Annotated in this window: 20 protein-coding genes; 5 read left to right on the top strand and 15 right to left on the bottom strand. The window is 52.5% G+C overall.

Annotation, left to right across the window (positions count from 1 at the left end; translation table 11 throughout):
- Window positions 1–163: 163 nt before the first annotated feature.
- From KDW99_RS08120 to KDW99_RS08065, 12 genes are all read right to left on the bottom strand, one after another.
- Window positions 164–1162 carry a Calx-beta domain-containing protein gene (locus KDW99_RS08120; protein WP_255828798.1) on the bottom strand — a complete coding sequence of 333 codons (999 nt, stop codon included), beginning with the start codon at window positions 1160–1162 and terminating at the stop codon, window positions 164–166.
- Window positions 1159–1800 (bottom strand): Calx-beta domain-containing protein, encoded by a 642-nt coding sequence (locus tag KDW99_RS08115; protein WP_255828797.1) that lies wholly within the window; start codon window positions 1798–1800, stop codon window positions 1159–1161. Before KDW99_RS08115 ends, KDW99_RS08120 begins: the two co-directional genes overlap by 4 nt.
- A 14-nt stretch (window positions 1801–1814) precedes the next feature.
- Complete coding sequence (locus tag KDW99_RS08110) at window positions 1815–3749, bottom strand: beta strand repeat-containing protein (RefSeq protein WP_255828796.1); 1935 nt, start codon at window positions 3747–3749, stop codon at window positions 1815–1817.
- A gap of 114 nt (window positions 3750–3863) precedes the next feature.
- On the bottom strand, window positions 3864–4043 hold the full coding sequence (locus tag KDW99_RS08105; protein WP_255828795.1) for a hypothetical protein: 180 nt from the start codon (window positions 4041–4043) through the stop codon (window positions 3864–3866).
- 31 nt (window positions 4044–4074) lie between these two features.
- The gene (locus KDW99_RS08100; RefSeq protein ID WP_255828794.1) at window positions 4075–4335 is read right to left on the bottom strand and encodes a hypothetical protein; all 261 of its coding nucleotides are present in this window, start codon (window positions 4333–4335) and stop codon (window positions 4075–4077) included.
- Between the two features lie 29 nt (window positions 4336–4364).
- Complete coding sequence (locus tag KDW99_RS08095) at window positions 4365–4832, bottom strand: Calx-beta domain-containing protein (protein WP_255828793.1); 468 nt, start codon at window positions 4830–4832, stop codon at window positions 4365–4367.
- 301 nt (window positions 4833–5133) lie between these two features.
- Window positions 5134–5265: a hypothetical protein gene (locus tag KDW99_RS08090; protein ID WP_255828791.1), complete on the bottom strand. Its 132-nt coding sequence runs from the start codon at window positions 5263–5265 to the stop codon at window positions 5134–5136.
- A gap of 59 nt (window positions 5266–5324) precedes the next feature.
- Window positions 5325–5627, bottom strand: coding sequence for a hypothetical protein (locus tag KDW99_RS08085; protein WP_255828790.1), 303 nt, complete (start codon window positions 5625–5627; stop codon window positions 5325–5327).
- Window positions 5628–5739: 112 nt separating this feature from the next.
- Complete coding sequence (locus KDW99_RS08080; protein ID WP_255828789.1) at window positions 5740–6210, bottom strand: hypothetical protein; 471 nt, start codon at window positions 6208–6210, stop codon at window positions 5740–5742.
- A gap of 1 nt (window position 6211) precedes the next feature.
- Window positions 6212–6508: a hypothetical protein gene (locus KDW99_RS08075; RefSeq protein ID WP_255828788.1), complete on the bottom strand. Its 297-nt coding sequence runs from the start codon at window positions 6506–6508 to the stop codon at window positions 6212–6214.
- Window positions 6509–6566: 58 nt separating this feature from the next.
- A complete protein-coding gene (locus KDW99_RS08070) occupies window positions 6567–8981 on the bottom strand; it encodes a beta strand repeat-containing protein (protein ID WP_255828786.1) in 2415 nt (804 codons plus the stop codon).
- A gap of 208 nt (window positions 8982–9189) precedes the next feature.
- The gene (locus tag KDW99_RS08065) at window positions 9190–11553 is read right to left on the bottom strand and encodes a retention module-containing protein (protein ID WP_255828785.1); all 2364 of its coding nucleotides are present in this window, start codon (window positions 11551–11553) and stop codon (window positions 9190–9192) included.
- A 456-nt stretch (window positions 11554–12009) separates the two neighbouring features.
- Here KDW99_RS08065 and KDW99_RS08060 point away from each other — a divergent pair, with 456 nt between their 5' ends.
- The 5 genes from KDW99_RS08060 to arsJ all read left to right on the top strand — a co-directional run bounded on the left by KDW99_RS08060 (window position 12010) and on the right by arsJ (window position 17251).
- A complete protein-coding gene (locus KDW99_RS08060; protein WP_255828783.1) occupies window positions 12010–13500 on the top strand; it encodes a SulP family inorganic anion transporter in 1491 nt (496 codons plus the stop codon).
- Between the two features lie 31 nt (window positions 13501–13531).
- Window positions 13532–14383, top strand: coding sequence for a universal stress protein (locus tag KDW99_RS08055; RefSeq protein WP_255828781.1), 852 nt, complete (start codon window positions 13532–13534; stop codon window positions 14381–14383).
- Window positions 14384–14600: 217 nt separating this feature from the next.
- Entirely contained in the window at window positions 14601–14945 is a 345-nt protein-coding gene (locus KDW99_RS08050) for an ArsR/SmtB family transcription factor (RefSeq protein WP_114410933.1), read from the top strand.
- 33 nt (window positions 14946–14978) lie between these two features.
- Window positions 14979–15995 carry an ArsJ-associated glyceraldehyde-3-phosphate dehydrogenase gene (locus tag KDW99_RS08045; protein WP_255828779.1) on the top strand — a complete coding sequence of 339 codons (1017 nt, stop codon included), beginning with the start codon at window positions 14979–14981 and terminating at the stop codon, window positions 15993–15995.
- Between the two features lie 29 nt (window positions 15996–16024).
- Complete coding sequence (arsJ, locus tag KDW99_RS08040) at window positions 16025–17251, top strand: organoarsenical effux MFS transporter ArsJ (protein ID WP_255828778.1); 1227 nt, start codon at window positions 16025–16027, stop codon at window positions 17249–17251.
- A 291-nt stretch (window positions 17252–17542) separates the two neighbouring features.
- On the opposite strand, the gene KDW99_RS08035 is transcribed toward arsJ, so the two are convergent.
- The 3 genes from KDW99_RS08035 to KDW99_RS08025 all read right to left on the bottom strand — a co-directional run bounded on the left by KDW99_RS08035 (window position 17543) and on the right by KDW99_RS08025 (window position 19312).
- Window positions 17543–17764 (bottom strand): addiction module protein, encoded by a 222-nt coding sequence (locus tag KDW99_RS08035; protein WP_255828777.1) that lies wholly within the window; start codon window positions 17762–17764, stop codon window positions 17543–17545.
- 145 nt (window positions 17765–17909) lie between these two features.
- A complete protein-coding gene (locus KDW99_RS08030) occupies window positions 17910–18371 on the bottom strand; it encodes an NfeD family protein (RefSeq protein ID WP_255828776.1) in 462 nt (153 codons plus the stop codon).
- A 2-nt stretch (window positions 18372–18373) separates the two neighbouring features.
- A complete protein-coding gene (locus KDW99_RS08025; RefSeq protein WP_255828775.1) occupies window positions 18374–19312 on the bottom strand; it encodes an SPFH domain-containing protein in 939 nt (312 codons plus the stop codon).
- Window positions 19313–19326 lie beyond the last annotated feature (14 nt).

Raw genomic sequence — 19326 nt, 5'->3', positions numbered from 1 at the left:
CTTTCGTGACCTTCTGTACCATTACCATCGACAGTTTTAAAAGTAATACGAGCATAGTCAGCCTGCTGATTGCCAATACCATTGCCGCCATAACCATCAATACCAGATTCGTTAGTATCTGGTGTAAAGATAAACTTACCTTGATCAATATCTTCCTTAGTAACTATCCACCGTTGTTCGTCACGCCTGTGCCGAACGTCACGTTCGACAGGTCTGTGTTGTAGTCGTCGCTGCCCGCCGTGCCGTCTGCCAAGCTAAACGTGAACGTTTGAGCCGAGCTGCTGGCGTTGCTTAGGCTCACGGTGAACACCGCGCCTTCGCCTTCATCCACCGCGTCGCCATCCGCATTCACCGCTTGGCTCACGTTATCGATCGTCGGTGCATCGTCGTTGTCTATGATCGTTGCTGTGCCGCTCGCGCCAGTCTTGCCGCCAACCGTCAACGTGAACGTTTCATCCGCTTCGTCGATCGTGTCATCGGTCGTCGCGACCGTCGCCGTGAACTCCGTCACGCCCGCATCGACCGTGATCGTGCCGTCACCGTTGTTCGTCACGCCTGTGCCGAACGTCACGTTCGACAGGTCTGTGTTGTAGTCGTCGCTGCCCGCCGTGCCGTCTGCCAAGCTAAACGTGAACGTTTGAGCCGAGCTGCTGGCGTTGCTTAGGCTCACGGTGAACACCGCGCCTTCGCCTTCATCCACCGCGTCGCCATCCGCATTCACCGCTTGGCTCACGTTATCGATCGTCGGTGCATCGTCGTTGTCTATGATCGTTGCTGTGCCTGTCTTGCCGCCAACCGTCAACGTGAACGTTTCATCCGCTTCGTCGATCGTGTCATCGGTCGTCGCGACCGTCGCCGTGAACTCCGTCACGCCCGCATCGACCGTGATCGTGCCGTCACCGTTGTTCGTCACGCCTGTGCCGAACGTCACGTTCGACAGGTCTGTGTTGTAGTCGTCGCTGCCCGCCGTGCCGTCTGCCAAGCTAAACGTGAACGTTTGAGCCGAGCTGCTGGCGTTGCTTAGGCTCACGGTGAACACCGCGCCTTCGCCTTCATCCACCGCGTCGCCATCCGCATTCACCGCTTGGCTCACGTTATCGATCGTCGGTGCATCGTCGTTGTCTATGATCGTTGCTGTGCCTGTCTTGCCGCCAACCGTCAACGTGAACGTTTCATCCGCTTCGTCGATCGTGTCATCGTCGTCGCGACCGTCGCCGTGAACTCCGTCACGCCCGCATCGACCGTGATCGTGCCGTCACCGTTGTTCGTCACGCCTGTGCCGAACGTCACGTTCGACAGGTCTGTGTTGTAGTCGTCGCTGCCCGCCGTGCCGTCTGCCAAGCTAAACGTGAACGTTTGAGCCGAGCTGCTGGCGTTGCTTAGGCTCACGGTGAACACCGCGCCTTCGCCTTCATCCACCGCGTCGCCATCCGCATTCACCGCTTGGCTCACGTTATCGATCGTCGGTGCATCGTCGTTGTCTATGATCGTTGCTGTGCCTGTCTTGCCGCCAACCGTCAACGTGAACGTTTCATCCGCTTCGTCGATCGTGTCATCGGTCGTCGCGACCGTCGCCGTGAACTCCGTCACGCCCGCATCGACCGTGATCGTGCCGTCACCGTTGTTCGTCACGCCTGTGCCGAACGTCACGTTCGACAGGTCTGTGTTGTAGTCGTCGCTGCCCGCCGTGCCGTCTGCCAAGCTAAACGTGAACGTTTGAGCCGAGCTGCTGGCGTTGCTTAGGCTCACGGTGAACACCGCGCCTTCGCCTTCATCCACCGCGTCGCCATCCGCATTCACCGCTTGGGCTCACGTTATCGATCGTCGGCATCGTCGTTGTCTATGATCGTTGCTGTGCCTGTCTTGCCGCCAACCGTCAACGTGAACGTTTCATCCGCTTCGTCGATCGTGTCATCGGTCGTCGCGACCGTCGCCGTGAACTCCGTCACGCCCGCATCGACCGTGATCGTGCCGTCACCGTTGTTCGTCACGCCTGTGCCGAACGTCACGTTCGACAGGTCTGTGTTGTAGTCGTCGCTGCCCGCCGTGCCGTCTGCCAAGCTAAACGTGAACGTTTGAGCCGAGCTGCTGGCGTTGCTTAGGCTCACGGTGAACACCGCGCCTTCGCCTTCATCCACCGCGTCGCCATCCGCATTCACCGCTTGGCTCACGTTATCGATCGTCGGTGCATCGTCGTTGTCTATGATCGTTGCTGTGCCTGTCTTGCCGCCAACCGTCAACGTGAACGTTTCATCCGCTTCGTCGATCGTGTCATCGGTCGTCGCGACCGTCGCCGTGAACTCCGTCACGCCCGCATCGACCGTGATCGTGCCGTCACCGTTGTTCGTCACGCCTGTGCCGAACGTCACGTTCGACAGGTCTGTGTTGTAGTCGTCGCTGCCCGCCGTGCCGTCTGCCAAGCTAAACGTGAACGTTTGAGCCGAGCTGCTGGCGTTGCTTAGGCTCACGGTGAACACCGCGCCTTCGCCTTCATCCACCGCGTCGCCATCCGCATTCACCGCTTGGCTCACGTTATCGATCGTCGGTGCATCGTCGTTGTCTATGATCGTTGCTGTGCCTGTCTTGCCGCCAACCGTCAACGTGAACGTTTCATCCGCTTCGTCGATCGTGTCATCGGTCGTCGCGACCGTCGCCGTGAACTCCGTCACGCCCGCATCGACCGTGATCGTGCCGTCACCGTTGTTCGTCACGCCTGTGCCGAACGTCACGTTCGACAGGTCTGTGTTGTAGTCGTCGCTGCCCGCCGTGCCGTCTGCCAAGCTAAACGTGAACGTTTGAGCCGAGCTGCTGGCGTTGCTTAGGCTCACGGTGAACACCGCGCCTTCGCCTTCATCCACCGCGTCGCCATCCGCATTCACCGCTTGGCTCACGTTATCGATCGTCGGTGCATCGTCGTTGTCTATGATCGTTGCTGTGCCTGTCTTGCCGCCAACCGTCAACGTGAACGTTTCATCCGCTTCGTCGATCGTGTCATCGGTCGTCGCGACCGTCGCCGTGAACTCCGTCACGCCCGCATCGACCGTGATCGTGCCGTCACCGTTGTTCGTCACGCCTGTGCCGAACGTCACGTTCGACAGGTCTGTGTTGTAGTCGTCGCTGCCCGCCGTGCCGTCTGCCAAGCTAAACGTGAACGTTTGAGCCGAGCTGCTGGCGTTGCTTAGGCTCACGGTGAACACCGCGCCTTCGCCTTCATCCACCGCGTCGCCATCCGCATTCACCGCTTGGCTCACGTTATCGATCGTCGGTGCATCGTCGTTGTCTATGATCGTTGCTGTGCCTGTCTTGCCGCCAACCGTCAACGTGAACGTTTCATCCGCTTCGTCGATCGTGTCATCGGTCGTCGCGACCGTCGCCGTGAACTCCGTCACGCCCGCATCGACCGTGATCGTGCCGTCACCGTTGTTCGTCACGCCTGTGCCGAACGTCACGTTCGACAGGTCTGTGTTGTAGTCGTCGCTGCCCGCCGTGCCGTCTGCCAAGCTAAACGTGAACGTTTGAGCCGAGCTGCTGGCGTTGCTTAGGCTCACGGTGAACACCGCGCCTTCGCCTTCATCCACCGCGTCGCCATCCGCATTCACCGCTTGGCTCACGTTATCGATCGTCGGTGCATCGTCGTTGTCTATGATCGTTGCTGTGCCTGTCTTGCCGCCAACCGTCAACGTGAACGTTTCATCCGCTTCGTCGATCGTGTCATCGGTCGTCGCGACCGTCGCCGTGAACTCCGTCACGCCCGTGCATCGACCGTGATCGTGCCGTCACCGTTGTTCGTCACGCCTGTGCCGAACGTCACGTTCGACAGGTCTGTGTTGTAGTCGTCGCTGCCCGCCGTGCCGTCTGCCAAGCTAAACGTGAAACGTTTGAGCCGAGCTGCTGGCGTTGCTTAGGCTCACGGTGAACACCGCGCCTTCGCCTTCATCCACCGCGTCGCCATCCGCATTCACCGCTTGGCTCACGTTATCGATCGTCGGTGCATCGTCGTTGTCTATGATCGTTGCTGTGCCTGTCTTGCCGCCAACCGTCAACGTGAACGTTTCATCCGCTTCGTCGATCGTGTCATCGGTCGTCGCGACCGTCGCCGTGAAACTCCGTCACGCCCGCATCGACCGTGATCGTGCCGTCACCGTTGTTCGTCACGCCTGTGCCGAACGTCACGTTCGACAGGTCTGTGTTGTAGTCGTCGCTGCCCGCCGTGCCGTCTGCCAAGCTAAACGTGAACGTTTGAGCCGAGCTGCTGGCGTTGCTTAGGCTCACGGTGAACACCGCGCCTTCGCCTTCATCCACCGCGTCGCCATCCGCATTCACCGCTTGGCTCACGTTATCGATCGTCGGTGCATCGTCGTTGTCTATGATCGTTGCTGTGCCTGTCTTGCCGCCACCGTCAACGTGAACGTTTCATCCGCTTCGTCGATCGTGTCATCGGTCGTCGCGACCGTCGCCGTGAACTCCGTCACGCCCGCATCGACCGTGATCGTGCCGTCACCGTTGTTCGTCACGCCTGTGCCGAACGTCACGTTCGACAGGTCTGTGTTGTAGTCGTCGCTGCCCGCCGTGCCGTCTGCCAAGCTAAACGTGAACGTTTGAGCCGAGCTGCTGGCGTTGCTTAGGCTCACGGTGAACACCGCGCCTTCGCCTTCATCCACCGCGTCGCCATCCGCATTCACCGCTTGGCTCACGTTATCGATCGTCGGTGCATCGTCGTTGTCTATGATCGTTGCTGTGCCTGTCTTGCCGCCAACCGTCAACGTGAACGTTTCATCCGCTTCGTCGATCGTGTCATCGGTCGTCGCGACCGTCGCCGTGAACTCCGTCACGCCCCGTGAATCGTGCCGTCACCGTTGTTCGTCCCCTGCAACGTCGTTCGTGAGTCGTGCCGTGCCGTCACCGTTGTTCGTCACGCCGTGTGCCGAACGTTCACGTTTCGACAGGTCTGTGTCGTAGTCGTCGCTGCCCGCCGTGCCGTCTGCCAAGCTAAACGTGAACGTTTGAGCCGAGCTGCTGGCGTTGCTTAGGCTCACGTGCCGGTGAACACCGTGCCTTTCGCCTTCATCCGCCCGCGTCGCATCCGCATCAACGCTTGGCTCACGTTATCGATCGTCGGTGCATCGTCGTTGTCTATGATCGTTCGTCGCATCGTCGTTGTCTATGATCGTTGCTGTGTCTTGCGCCAACCGTCAACGTGAACGTTTCATCCGCTTCGTCGATCGTGTCATCGGTCGTCGCGACCGTCGCCGTGAACTCCGTCACGCCCGCATCGACCGTGATCGTGCCGTCACCGTTGTTCGTCGTCACGCCTGTGCCGAACGTCACGTTCGACAGGTCTGTGTTGTAGTCGTCGCTGCCCGCGTGCCGTCTGCCAAGCTAAACGTGAACGTTTGAGCCGAGCTGCTGGCGTTGCTTAGGCTCACGGTGAACACCGCGCCTTCGCCTTCATCCACCGCGTCGCCATCCGCATTCACCGCTTGGCTCACGTTATCGATCGTCGGTGCATCGTCGTTGTCTATGATCGTTGCTGTGCCTGTCTTGCCGCCAACCGTCAACGTGAACGTTTCATCCGCTTCGTCGATCGTGTCATCGGTCGTCGCGACCGTCGCCGTGAACTCCGTCACGCCCGCATCGACCGTGATCGTGCCGTCACCGTTGTTCGTCACGCCTGTGCCGAACGTCACGTTCGACAGGTCTGTGTTGTAGTCGTCGCTGCCCGCCGTGCCGTCTGCCAAGCTAAAACGTGAACGTTTGAGCCGAGCTGCTGGCGTTGCTTAGGCTCACGGTGAACACCGCGCCTTCGCCTTCATCCACCGCGTCGCCATCCGCATTCACCGCTTGGCTCACGTTATCGATCGTCGGTGCATCGTCGTTGTCTATGATCGTTGCTGTGCCTGTCTTGCCGCCAACCGTCAACGTGAACGTTTCATCCGCTTCGTCGATCGTGTCATCGGTCGTCGCGACCGTCGCCGTGAACTCCGTCACGCCCGCATCGACCGTGATCGTGCCGTCACCGTTGTTCGTCACGCCTGTGCCGAACGTCACGTTCGACAGGTCTGTGTTGTAGTCGTCGCTGCCCGCCGTGCCGTCTGCCAAGCTAAACGTGAACGTTTGAGCCGAGCTGCTGGCGTTGCTTAGGCTCACGGTGAACACCGCGCCTTCGCCTTCATCCACCGCGTCGCCATCCGCATTCACCGCTTGGCTCACGTTATCGATCGTCGGTGCATCGTCGTTTGTCTATGATCGTTGCTGTGCCTGTCTTGCCGCCAACCGTCAACGTGAACGTTTCATCCGCTTCGTCGATCGTGTCATCGGTCGTCGCGACCGTCGCCGTGAACTCCGTCACGCCCGCATCGACCGTGATCGTGCCGTCACCGTTGTTCGTCACGCCTGTGCCGAACGTCACGTTCGACAGGTCTGTGTTGTAGTCGTCGCTGCCCGCCGTGCCGTCTGCCAAGCTAAACGTGAACGTTTGAGCCGAGCTGCTGGCGTTGCTTAGGCTCACGTGAACACCGCGCCTTCGCCTTCATCCACCGCGTCGCCATCCGCATTCACCGCTTGGCTCACGTTATCGATCGTCGGTGTGCATCGTCGTTGTCTATGATCGTTGCTGTGCCTGTCTTGCCGCCAACCGTCAACGTGAACGTTTCATCCGCTTCGTCGATCGTGTCATCGGTCGTCGCGACCGTCGCCGTGAACTCCGTCACGCCCGCATCGACCGTGATCGTGCCGTCACCGTTGTTCGTCACGCCTGTGCCGAACGTCACGTTCGACAGGTCTGTGTTGTAGTCGTCGCTGCCCGCCGTGCCGTCTGCCAAGCTAAACGTGAACGTTTGAGCCGAGCTGCTGGCGTTGCTTAGGCTCACGGTGAACACCGCGCCTTCGCCTTCATCCACCGCGTCGCCATCCGCATTCACCGCTTGGCTCACGTTATCGATCGTCGGTGCATCGTCGTTGTCTATGATCGTTGCTGTGCCTGTCTTGCCGCCAACCGTCAACGTGAACGTTTCATCCGCTTCGTCGATCGTGTCATCGGTCGTCGCGACCGTCGCCGTGAACTCCGTCACGCCCGCATCGACCGTGATCGTGCCGTCACCGTTGTTCGTCACGCCTGTGCCGAACGTCACGTTCGACAGGTCTGTGTTGTAGTCGTCGCTGCCCGCCGTGCCGTCTGCCAAGCTAAACGTGAACGTTTGAGCCGAGCTGCTGGCGTTGCTTAGGCTCACGGTGAACACCGCGCCTTCGCCTTCATCCACCGCGTCGCCATCCGCATTCACCGCTTGGCTCACGTTATCGATCGTCGGTGCATCGTCGTTGTCTATGATCGTTGCTGTGCCTGTCTTGCCGCCAACCGTCAACGTGAACGTTTCATCCGCTTCGTCGATCGTGTCATCGGTCGTCGCGACCGTCGCCGTGAACTCCGTCACGCCCGCATCGACCGTGATCGTGCCGTCACCGTTGTTCGTCACGCCTGTGCCGAACGTCACGTTCGACAGGTCTGTGTTGTAGTCGTCGCTGCCCGCCGTGCCGTCTGCCAAGCTAAACGTGAACGTTTGAGCCGAGCTGCTGGCGTTGCTTAGGCTCACGGTGAACACCGCGCCTTCGCCTTCATCCACCGCGTCGCCATCCGCATTCACCGCTTGGCTCACGTTATCGATCGTCGGTGCATCGTCGTTGTCTATGATCGTTGCTGTGCCTGTCTTGCCGCCAACCGTCAACGTGAACGTTTCATCCGCTTCGTCGATCGTGTCATCGGTCGTCGCGACCGTCGCCGTGAACTCCGTCACGCCCGCATCGACCGTGATCGTGCCGTCACCGTTGTTCGTCACGCCTGTGCCGAACGTCACGTTCGACAGGTCTGTGTTGTAGTCGTCGCTGCCCGCCGTGCCGTCTGCCAAGCTAAACGTGAACGTTTGAGCCGAGCTGCTGGCGTTGCTTAGGCTCACGGTGAACACCGCGCCTTCGCCTTCATCCACCGCGTCGCCATCCGCATTCACCGCTTGGCTCACGTTATCGATCGTCGGTGCATCGTCGTTGTCTATGATCGTTGCTGTGCCTGTCTTGCCGCCAACCGTCAACGTGAACGTTTCATCCGCTTCGTCGATCGTGTCATCGGTCGTCGCGACCGTCGCCGTGAACTCCGTCACGCCCGCATCGACCGTGATCGTGCCGTCACCGTTGTTCGTCACGCCTGTGCCGAACGTCACGTTCGACAGGTCTGTGTTGTAGTCGTCGCTGCCCGCCGTGCCGTCTGCCAAGCTAAACGTGAACGTTTGAGCCGAGCTGCTGGCGTTGCTTAGGCTCACGGTGAACACCGCGCCTTCGCCTTCATCCACCGCGTCGCCATCCGCATTCACCGCTTGGCTCACGTTATCGATCGTCGGTGCATCGTCGTTGTCTATGATCGTTGCTGTGCCTGTCTTGCCGCCAACCGTCAACGTGAACGTTTCATCCGCTTCGTCGATCGTGTCATCGGTCGTCGCGACCGTCGCCGTGAACTCCGTCACGCCCGCATCGACCGTGATCGTGCCGTCACCGTTGTTCGTCACGCCTGTGCCGAACGTCACGTTCGACAGGTCTGTGTTGTAGTCGTCGCTGCCCGCCGTGCCGTCTGCCAAGCTAAACGTGAACGTTTGAGCCGAGCTGCTGGCGTTGCTTAGGCTCACGGTGAACACCGCGCCTTCGCCTTCATCCACCGCGTCGCCATCCGCATTCACCCTTGGGCTCACGTTATCGATCGTCGGTGCATCGTCGTTGTCTATGATCGTTGCTGTGCCTGTCTTGCCGCCAACCGTCAACGTGAACGTTTCATCCGCTTCGTCGATCGTGTCATCGGTCGTCGCGACCGTCGCCGTGAACTCCGTCACGCCCGCATCGACCGTGATCGTGCCGTCACCGTTGTTCGTCACGCCTGTGCCGAACGTCACGTTCGACAGGTCTGTGTTGTAGTCGTCGCTGCCCGCCGTGCCGTCTGCCAAGCTAAACGTGAACGTTTGAGCCGAGCTGCTGGGCGTTGCTTAGGCTCACGGTGAACACCGCGCCTTCGCCTTCATCCACCGCGTCGCCATCCGCATTCACCGCTTGGCTCACGTTATCGTCGGTGCATCGTCGTTGTCTATGATCGTTGCTGTGCCTGTCTTGCCGCCAACCGTCAACGTGAACGTTTCATCCGCTTCGTCGATCGTGTCATCGGTCGTCGCGACCGTCGCCGTTAAACTCCGTCACGCCCGCATCGACCGTGATCGTGCCGTCACCGTTGTTCGTCACGCCTGTGCCGAACGTCACGTTCGACAGGTCTGTGTTGTAGTCGTCGCTGCCCGCCGTGCCGTCTGCCAAGCTAAACGTGAACGTTTGAGCCGAGCTGCTGGCGTTGCTTAGGCTCACGGTGAACACCGCGCCTTCGCCTTCATCCACCGCGTCGCCATCCGCATTCACCGCTTGGCTCACGTTATCGATCGTCGGTGCATCGTCGTTGTCTATGATCGTTGCTGTGCCTGTCTTGCCGCCAACCGTCAACGTGAACGTTTCATCCGCTTCGTCGATCGTGTCATCGGTCGTCGCGACCGTCGCCGTGAACTCCGTCACGCCCGCATCGACCGTGATCGTGCCGTCACCGTTGTTCGTCACGCCTGTGCCGAACGTCACGTTCGACAGGTCTGTGTTGTAGTCGTCGCTGCCCGCCGTGCCGTCTGCCAAGCTAAACGTGAACGTTTGAGCCGAGCTGCTGGCGTTGCTTAGGCTCACGGTGAACACCGCGCCTTCGCCTTCATCCACCGCGTCGCCATCCGCATTCACCGCTTGGCTCACGTTATCGATCGTCGGTGCATCGTCGTTGTCTATAATCGTTGTCGTTGCACTATCAAAGGCGACAACTCCTGAAACGCCCTCTACATTAATAGTAAATTTCTCGTTACCTTCATGAATAGAATCTTCAATAGTGGGGACATTTAATATGACTTTAGTAACGCCAGCAGGAACAGTAAGAGTCCCATCAACATTGATTGTTAATGACACTGTACCGCTGTTTGAGTCTTGGTAGCTTGCTGTCATAGTACCAATATCATCAGCACTTGCCGTATCAAAAGAAGTAGAAAGCTTAACAGTAACATCCGCTAGAGAAGCTTGATTAAGCGACAGGGTGAAAATTGCATCTTCGCCTTCAGGAGTGAATCCATTATCATCAAGACTTGCAACTACCATACTTTTATCTTGATAAACTCCATCTGTGGAACTTGATGTAGCTGTGAACTCATTACCAGCAGCATCGGTACCGGTCACGCTTGCCTGTACAATACGGTTATTAACTAAGTCACTGCCTTCAACATCGATACTATAAACTAACCTACCACTTTCATCTGCATTAACTAGACCAGTGTATTTTGAACTGTCACCATTAATAGTTAAGGTAACTGTGTCACCAACTGCAGCATCACCTGTGACGATTCCAGAAATCACGACAGTACCACCAGCTTCTAATGCACTAAGCACATCATCACCAGCAATCGTATCAATGGTAATTTCTGCATTTGCTATAGTATCTAGCGTAACAACAAGAATATCTGAAGTCGCTGTATTGCTTGCAGCGTCAGTCACTTTAACAGTAAGAGAATTAGCCTCTTCCACCAATTGCCCATCAGCAGCTGTAAAACTCCAACTACCATTTTCGGCTTGTATTGCATCACCTAACTTTGTCGTACCGTTGAATACTTCAACAAGAATTACATCAGCATCAATATTCGAAAGGCTAAACGTCGAAGTTCTGTCATTGGTGAGGTTATCTGTTGACTCATCACCACTGTCGCTTTCCGATACTAAATCAATGATTGGCTTATTAATTGAAGTATCAGCTGTAGGTGTTGGCCCAGGTGTTGGTGGCTCTGGCGTTGGCTCTGGCGTTGGCTCTGGCGTTGGCTCTGGCGTTGGCTCTGGCGTTGGCTCTGGCGTTGGCTCTGGCGTTGGCTCTGGCGTTGGCTCTGGCGTTGGCTCTGGTGTTGGTGTTGGTGTTGGTGTTGGTGTTGGTGTTGGTGTTGGGTCTACAGTAGATGAGTCCCGAGAAAGGCTTTGTGCGGTTTCCGTCGGTACAAATTGCTCACCATTATTTTCACTATCATTACCAAAGGTTGGAAGCGTGAAGTCGTCATTTCGTTCAATATCAACATCAACACGATTTTGCCCATCCAATTCTTCACCCGCTGCCGGTGCCTCTTGAATTAAGGTAGGATCATCGCCCGCCAAAATAGCCTGTTGCAGTGCATCAAAATCTGTAGAGGAGTCTGCGACTAGGGAATCATTGTCATTCGTATTGTAAATTTCATCGGTAATTTCAACAACCGAGTTATCACCTATCTCGAGCTCCGAACCATCAACAAAAGCAATTACCACACTGCCATTAGGACCAGTCAAAACCGTCTCACCAAAGAATATCGGATCACCGATTTTTACCACGCGTTCTTGACCATCAATAGATTGAATCATCACAGAACCAGTTAACTTAGTGATAAAGCCGATCGTATTACCTGTTGTTGCAAATGGTACTTGACTGTCGCTCATGATACGTTCCCTAAAAAAAGAAGACTAAAAGTAAGTCGTAATAGTTCTATAATTACTTCCAAGATAGGGCAAAAAAGACAAGGCAGCTATTGTACCTTGGTACAGTCCAGCCCTTTTTTTGACATTTCTTACCCTTTTTTATGCTTTTTTCTAGCCGCCTCTGAATACACCTGTATCTTCTGCCCTATTGTCATTGCCATGCATAAGTCAACTCTTTATAATTTGCGCACTTTCGGGCACAGATCTTAAGCACTTAAGAGTGAAACGCTGCTCGATGTCTCTTTCAGAGTCTCTGACTCACTCAATGCGCCTATGGGGAGTGTTTTGCACCGTCCTTGTCATGGCACAATATTCAGAACATATTTTTATAAAACGGCTAACAAGATAAAAGCCCATAAAGCAAACTGCTAAAAATAGCGTCTGCCTATTTGCTCTAATTTATTCAGAAGGTAATACATGATCGACACGATAAAACGAGACTGGTTCTCAAACATTAAAGGCGACTCTCTCGCCGGTACAGTGGTTGCGCTTGCTTTGATTCCAGAAGCCATTGCTTTTTCCATCATTGCAGGTGTTGACCCTAAAGTGGGCTTGTATGCCTCTTTCTGTATTGCCGTTGTCATTTCATTTGTTGGCGGTCGCCCCGGTATGATTTCGGCAGCAACCGGTGCCATGGCACTGTTAATGGTGACCTTGGTAAAAGAGCATGGCTTAGAATATTTACTTGCTGCCACCTTACTTACCGGTGTTTTTCAGATAATAGCGGGGTATTTAAAACTCGGGGCTTTAATGCGGTTTGTCTCACGGTCTGTTGTAACTGGCTTTGTAAACGCCTTAGCCATTTTGATTTTTATGGCACAGCTACCAGAACTAACCAATGTCACCTGGCATGTCTACGCGATGACGGCAGCCGGCTTGGGCATTATTTATCTGTTCCCTTTGCTTCCTGTCATCGGTAAAGCCCTTCCTTCCCCATTAATATGTATCGTCGTACTGACAGCCTTCGCAATGATGTATGGCTTAGACATTCGAACTGTGGGTGATATGGGCGAACTACCAGATACCCTACCTATTTTCCTTTGGCCTGATGTACCGTTAAGTCTAGAAACACTGATGATTATCTTGCCTTATTCACTTGGGCTGGCAGTAGTAGGTTTGTTGGAATCCATGATGACAGCCACTATTGTGGATGAGTTCACTGACACAAGCAGTGATAAGAACCGCGAATGCAAAGGACAAGGTGTTGCCAACATCGCATCAGGTCTGTTGGGCGGCATGGCAGGTTGTGCCATGATTGGACAATCTGTTATCAACGTAAAATCCGGTGGTCGTGGTCGTCTTTCTACTTTTATCGCTGGTTTCTTATTGTTGATCATGGTGGTTTTCTTAGACGACCTGATTAGTCAAATCCCAATGGCCGCTTTAGTTGCCGTGATGATCATGGTATCGATTGGTACTTTCTCTTGGGAATCTGTCATCAACCTGAAAAAACACCCACTATCAACTAATATTGTAATGTTGGCGACGGTTTCTATTGTGGTTGCCACACACAACTTAGCAATCGGTGTTTTTGTCGGCGTGCTGCTGGCATCTTTGTTCTTTGCCAATAAGATCGGCCGCTTTATGGTTGTGAAGAATGAACAAGGCACACAAACAGGTCATCGAACTTATAAAGTAATCGGGCAAGTGTTTTTTGCGTCGTCAGATCAATTTAATGCGTCTTTTGATTTTAAAGAAGCGGTTGAAAGCGTTACGATTGATCTAACCGAAGCGCACTTTTGGGATATAACCGCTGTATCCGCTTTGGATAAGGTCGTGATCAAATTCCGTCGCGAAGGCGCCGAAGTTGAACTGGTAGGAATGAACGAAGCCAGCGCAACCGTTGTCGATAAATTTGGGGTTCACAACAACCCTGAGGAAGTCGAAAAAGTCATGGGTGGCCACTAGAACACCCTAGAATAATAACAAGGAGTGCAACATGAATAATGTAATAGCTTGTATTGATGGTTCTTCTCTATCTGAGTGTGTCACCAACGCATCCGTGTGGGCAGCCAAGCAAATGGGCTCACCATTAACCTTGATGCACTCCTTAGAAAAAGAAACAGCTAGAACCGACGAAGACCTTTCTGGCTCAATTGGCCTAGGCAGTAGAGAACATTTACTAGAAGAACTCGTTGCTTTGGACACCCAGCGCGCCAAGCTAGCTTTAGAGCATGGCAAACTGGTACTTGAAAACGCAAAAGAGTTTGCTCATAAAGCGGGCGCTAAGCAAATTGAGCTATTGCAGCGCCATGGCGACCTTGTCGAAAACCTCATAGATCTTGAGGAAGACACTCGCCTCATCGTCGTAGGGCGTTGTGGCAGCGGCCATACTCAAAGCGCCCACACTATTGGTTCGCACATTGAGAGAGTAGCACGCACTCTTCATCGCCCAATCTTAATTAGCGTCGATGAATTTAAAGCGCCAAAGAATTTTATGATTGCGTATGACGGCCGAGAAGCCGCAGACAATGCTATTGAGCGTATTGCACAAAGTCCATTATTACTTGGTCTGCCTTGCCACCTTGTAATGGCTGGCGAAGCAACACCAGAAAAACGCGCCAAGCTCGAAGAGGCACACCGAATACTTGAAGAAGAAGGCTTCGACGTCACCGCCTCTATCATACCGGGTAAAATTTACTCTGTATTAACCCAATACCGTGAAGAAAATCAGATAGAGCTTATGGCAATGGGCGCCTATGCCCATTCTAAAGTTCGTCAATTCTTCGTTGGTAGCAATACCAGTAAGATGATTATTGAGAGCGACATCCCTCTCTTAATTTTGCGCTAGAGCATTCGACTTTTATCAAACAATGCTCATGAAGCAAGATACATCAAGGGCGAACTCTTCGGAGTTCGCCCTTTTTTATTACCACCAGACCTTTCCACTTAAAACCAAACCCTAGATGAACTTTTTGTTAAATGTTTAACAAACTGGACATGTGGTTTTACATATATACGATTTTACATATACACTGCAATTATTATTCACTGATGCGCTTTTAAACATGACCCCCGATACCTTCTATAAAGCTCTTGCCGACGACACTCGCTTGCGTTGCTTGCTATTAATCACCCAATACCAAGAACTATGCGTTTGCGAGCTAACCGAAGCACTAAACGAAACGCAGCCCAAAATATCTCGCCATCTTGCTCAATTGAGGAAAAACGGCCTTTTGAGCGACCGAAGACAAGGACAATGGGTGTTTTATCAACTACACCCCGAACTAGCCAATTGGTCGAAGAGTGTTCTACAAACCACGTTAGACAACCAAGTTTTGTGGTTAAAAGACAATGTAGATCAACTCGAAACCATGGGCGGCCGCCCAAAACGCACAGGCAGTTGCTGTTAACGCATTTTTATTAACCAATAGGAATTCATAACTATGACCATAAAAGTAGGAATAAATGGCTTTGGCCGCATGGGAAGACTGTCGTTTCGCGCCGCCTTTGACTGGGACGATGTGGAGTTTGTGCAGATCAACGACCTAAAAGGCGATGCTGCCACCCTCGCTCACCTAGTCAACTTCGATTCAGTTCACGGCCGTTGGCACAATGAAGCAAGCAGCACTGGTAATACCATTGTTATCAACGGCAAAGCCATTGCCTGCACGCAAAACAAAAACATTACCGATACCGATTGGTCACAATGCGACGTGGTAATTGAAGCCTCTGGTGTGATGAAAACCAAAGCCTTGTTGCAGGCTTATTTAGATCAAGGCGTAAAGCGTGTTGTCGTTACCGCTCCTGTAAAAGAAGATGGCGTACTCAATGTTGTGATGGGGGTTAACGATGGCGACTACGATCCTAGCCTGCACCCTATCGTTACCGCCGCTTCATGTACCACAAATTGCCTTGCGCCTGTGGTGAAAGTGCTACAAGAAACTATTGGCATCAAACACGGTTCCATGACCACCATTCACGACATTACCAATACCCAAACCATTATCGATGCGCCACACAAAGACTTACGCCGCGCTCGCTCTTGTGGCACTAGCTTGATCCCAACCACTACTGGTTCAGCCACCGCCATCACTCACATATTTCCAGAGCTAAAAGGCAAATTAAACGGTCACGCCGTACGTGTACCTTTAACCAATGCTTCGCTTACCGACTGTGTGTTTGAAATGAACCGCGCCACGGACGAACAAGAAATCAATCAATTGTTAAAAGCTGCTAGCGAAAGCGGCCCACTAAAAAACATTCTGGGTTATGAAGAGCGCCCTCTCGTGTCCATCGATTACAAAACAGATCCGAGATCAAGCATTATCGACGCTCCTAGCACCATGGTCATTAACGGCACTCAAGTAAAACTCTACGTGTGGTACGACAACGAGTGGGGCTACGCCAATCGCACAGCGGAATTAATGCGTAAAGTCGGCATACTAGACCAAATAATCTAAACAAACAACAAAGCAAAGCGGAAACACACATGCTGTCACAACTTCCTAAAAGCGTTCGTCAGTATCTTATTGTTACTGGCAATTATTGGAGCTTCACCCTCACCGACGGCGCACTGCGTATGTTGGTTGTGCTGTACTTCCACCAGCTAGGTTATGGCGCACTAGACATCGCTTTGCTCTTCTTGTTTTACGAATTTTTTGGCGTCATTACCAATCTTTTTGGTGGCTGGCTTGGGGCCAAATGGGGCCTCAACCGCACCATGAATATTGGCCTTGCCATGCAAGTCATTGCTTTATCTATGCTCCTACTACCCACTAGCTTTTTAACCATCCCTTGGGTGATGGCAGCACAGGCTTTGTCTGGTATTGCCAAAGACCTCAACAAAATGAGCGCCAAAAGTGCCATCAAAACACTCGTTCCCAAAAACGCCAGCGGCACCTTGTACAAATGGGTTGCCCTACTAACTGGCTCGAAAAATGCTCTTAAAGGTGTGGGATTTTTCTTAGGTGGTTTTCTACTCAGCACCATCGGCTTTCATAACGCTATCCTAGCCATGGCAGTAGCTCTGGCCATCGTATGGCTCGCCAGTTTGTATCTACTTCGAGAGGATTTAGGCAAGTCGAAGAACAAGCCGAAGTTCTCACAAATGTTTTCCAAGAGCACTGAAATCAATATTTTATCGGCGGCACGTCTCTTCTTGTTTGGTGCTCGGGATGTATGGTTTGTGATTGCTGTTCCGGTGTATTTATCCAGCCAGTTTGACTGGGATCACTGGCGCGTCGGCAGCTTCCTCGCCTTGTGGGTCATCGGCTACGGCATAGTCCAAAGCCTTGCACCACACATCACAGGAAAAACCAAACAACAAACACCGACAGGCACACAAGCCAAATTCTGGGCAATACTACTCACCGCCATTCCTGCAGCCATCGCCATTGGCTTAACAAACGTAGATCAAGGCTTATGGATTCTGTTGAGCGGGCTCATAGTATTCGGTGTAGTGTTCGCGATTAACTCTTCGCTGCACAGCTACTTAATCGTTCATCATGCCAGCGAAGATGGTGTGTCTTTAGATGTGGGCTTTTACTACATGGCCAACGCCATGGGACGGCTCATTGGCACGATTTTGTCAGGCTGGATTTACCAAGACTTTGGCTTAATAGCTTGCCTTTGGGTGTCTTGCGGATTTCTTGTTCTAACCAGCGTTATTTCTTTCTGGTTACCACAGAAAGCCACCAGCACAGAAAACACCAATTAACGTCTGCTCGACCAATAGTCTGGATTTTTACTGTTATGCATAATGGCAACAACATACAGGTTACCAGCGTGAATCTGATAAATAACCGAGAAAGGGAAACGAGATAGTAAAAATCGATGATGGTTTGCGCCGAACTTAGGTCAAGTTCGAGGAAGTGACTGGATAGTTTTGAATGCAGATTCAAGCTCTTTCATAAAGTCATCACCAAGCCCTTTGGCTTGAAATTGATACCAATTATAAGAAAATTTAATTTCCTGACTGACATCTGGGTGAAAGGTTAAATTCAGCATCTTATTTTACAACTTGTGCCTTAATCTCCTCCCAACTTACTGCTTTTACATCACCAGATAACAAAGCATTACTGCGCTCTTCCGCTAATGCCAACCAAGCAGACTCAACATCATCACTCGGCTCACCTTCAAGAGAAGACAAAAGACAATGAGCTGCCAAAGCTTTTTCACTCGGCGTTAAATGCTCCATATTATCCAATACGGTTTTTAATGCGTCAGACATATGCATCACTCCTATTCACGTTACCAGCAAGTCTATCACTGAATGTTAGCTTTTGCCTCCCATCCAAATCCATAAAAAAACGCCAAGCATGTTCGGCTCTACAACCGACACTCTTGGCGTTTCTTTGATCAGGATCTAAAGAAGTTTACTTAGTGCTAATGGCTTTGATATGCAATTTACCTACTTCTGCTTCAGTAACTTCTACTTTCGTTCCAGCTTCAATGAACTCGTCGCTTACCAAAGACCATTCAATACCAGAATACTGGTATTTAGGTGACTGAGTGGGTGACACAGGCTCTTGCAAATAAAACTGGTGATCGGTGAATTCACTTTTGGCTTTTTTTGTACTCACCTTTGACTGCATACGCTTCAATGGCTTCCACAATACTAACGCGGCCAATATAGTCATTACGCCAGTACTCAACAAAGCACTCAGCAAACTATTCGGCAGTATTCCAACATAAACCAAAGCGCCTGTAGCCATAGCAGCCAAGCCAACGAAGAAGAGTACAAAAGTTGCAAAACCCAGCACAGTCACTTCGACGACCAATAGAATCAAACCAACAATAAACAAGCTCTGAGCCAGATTATTGGCAATGATATCCATACTTAGCTCCCTTTTGTCATTTGCTGAATAATGGTCATGGCTTGTGCTACCACCGCAGACGGCTCTGTCGCGCCATCAGGCAACAAGACAACAGAAGACTCTTTAGCAATTGCACGTTTCGCTTCAATTGCCTTGCTTGCAAGATCAAGCTGAATGGCTTTTTGACCTTCTTCGGTCGCCGCTGCTTCACCAACCTGACGAAGTGCTTCCGCTTGCGCTGATGCCACAGCAACGATGGCTTTTGCTTCACCTTCTGCGCGCAACACTTGCTCTTCTTTATCCGCTTCTGCCGCCAAAACCACAGACGCTTTTTGACCTTCGGCACGGTTAATCGCAGCTTGACGATCCCCTTCCGATTCCAAAATCTGCGCACGCTTAACACGTTCCGCTTTCATTTGGGCTTCCATTGCTTCCATCACAGATTGTGGTGGAACAATGTCTTTTATTTCATAACGCAACACCTGAATACCCCAAGGACCTGCTGCATCATTGATCGACGCCACAATATTGGTGTTGAGCACATCACGCTCTTCAAATGTTTTATCCAATTCCATTTTACCTAACTCAGAACGCATAGTAGTTTGCGCCAACTGAGTCACAGCGAAGACGTAATCATCCACACCGTAAGTCGCTTTGTACGGGTCTAATACGCGGAAATACAACACGCCATCCACATGCAAAGAAATATTATCTTTCGTAATCGCACTTTGTTCTGGCACATCCACCGCTTGTTCTTTTAAAGAGCGATCCGCAGAAATACGATCAATAAAAGGCAGAATGAAGTTTAAACCCGCCTCTTTCGTCGATTGGTATTTACCAAAACGCTCAATAACGTATGCCTGATTCTGCGGCACAAACTTAATCGAACCCTTTAATAAAAAGATAACCAGTACGAGAACCAGCGTTTGTACGCTCAAGATATAGCTAAGTAACTCTTCCATAACAATGAATCCTT

Origin of the sequence: Marinomonas rhizomae (assembly GCF_024397855.1) — a bacterium.
Taxonomy (GTDB): Bacteria; Pseudomonadota; Gammaproteobacteria; order Pseudomonadales; family Marinomonadaceae; genus Marinomonas; species Marinomonas rhizomae_A.
Note: the sequence above shows the minus strand (reverse complement) of the source record. Positions and strands in the feature narration are given on the sequence as shown.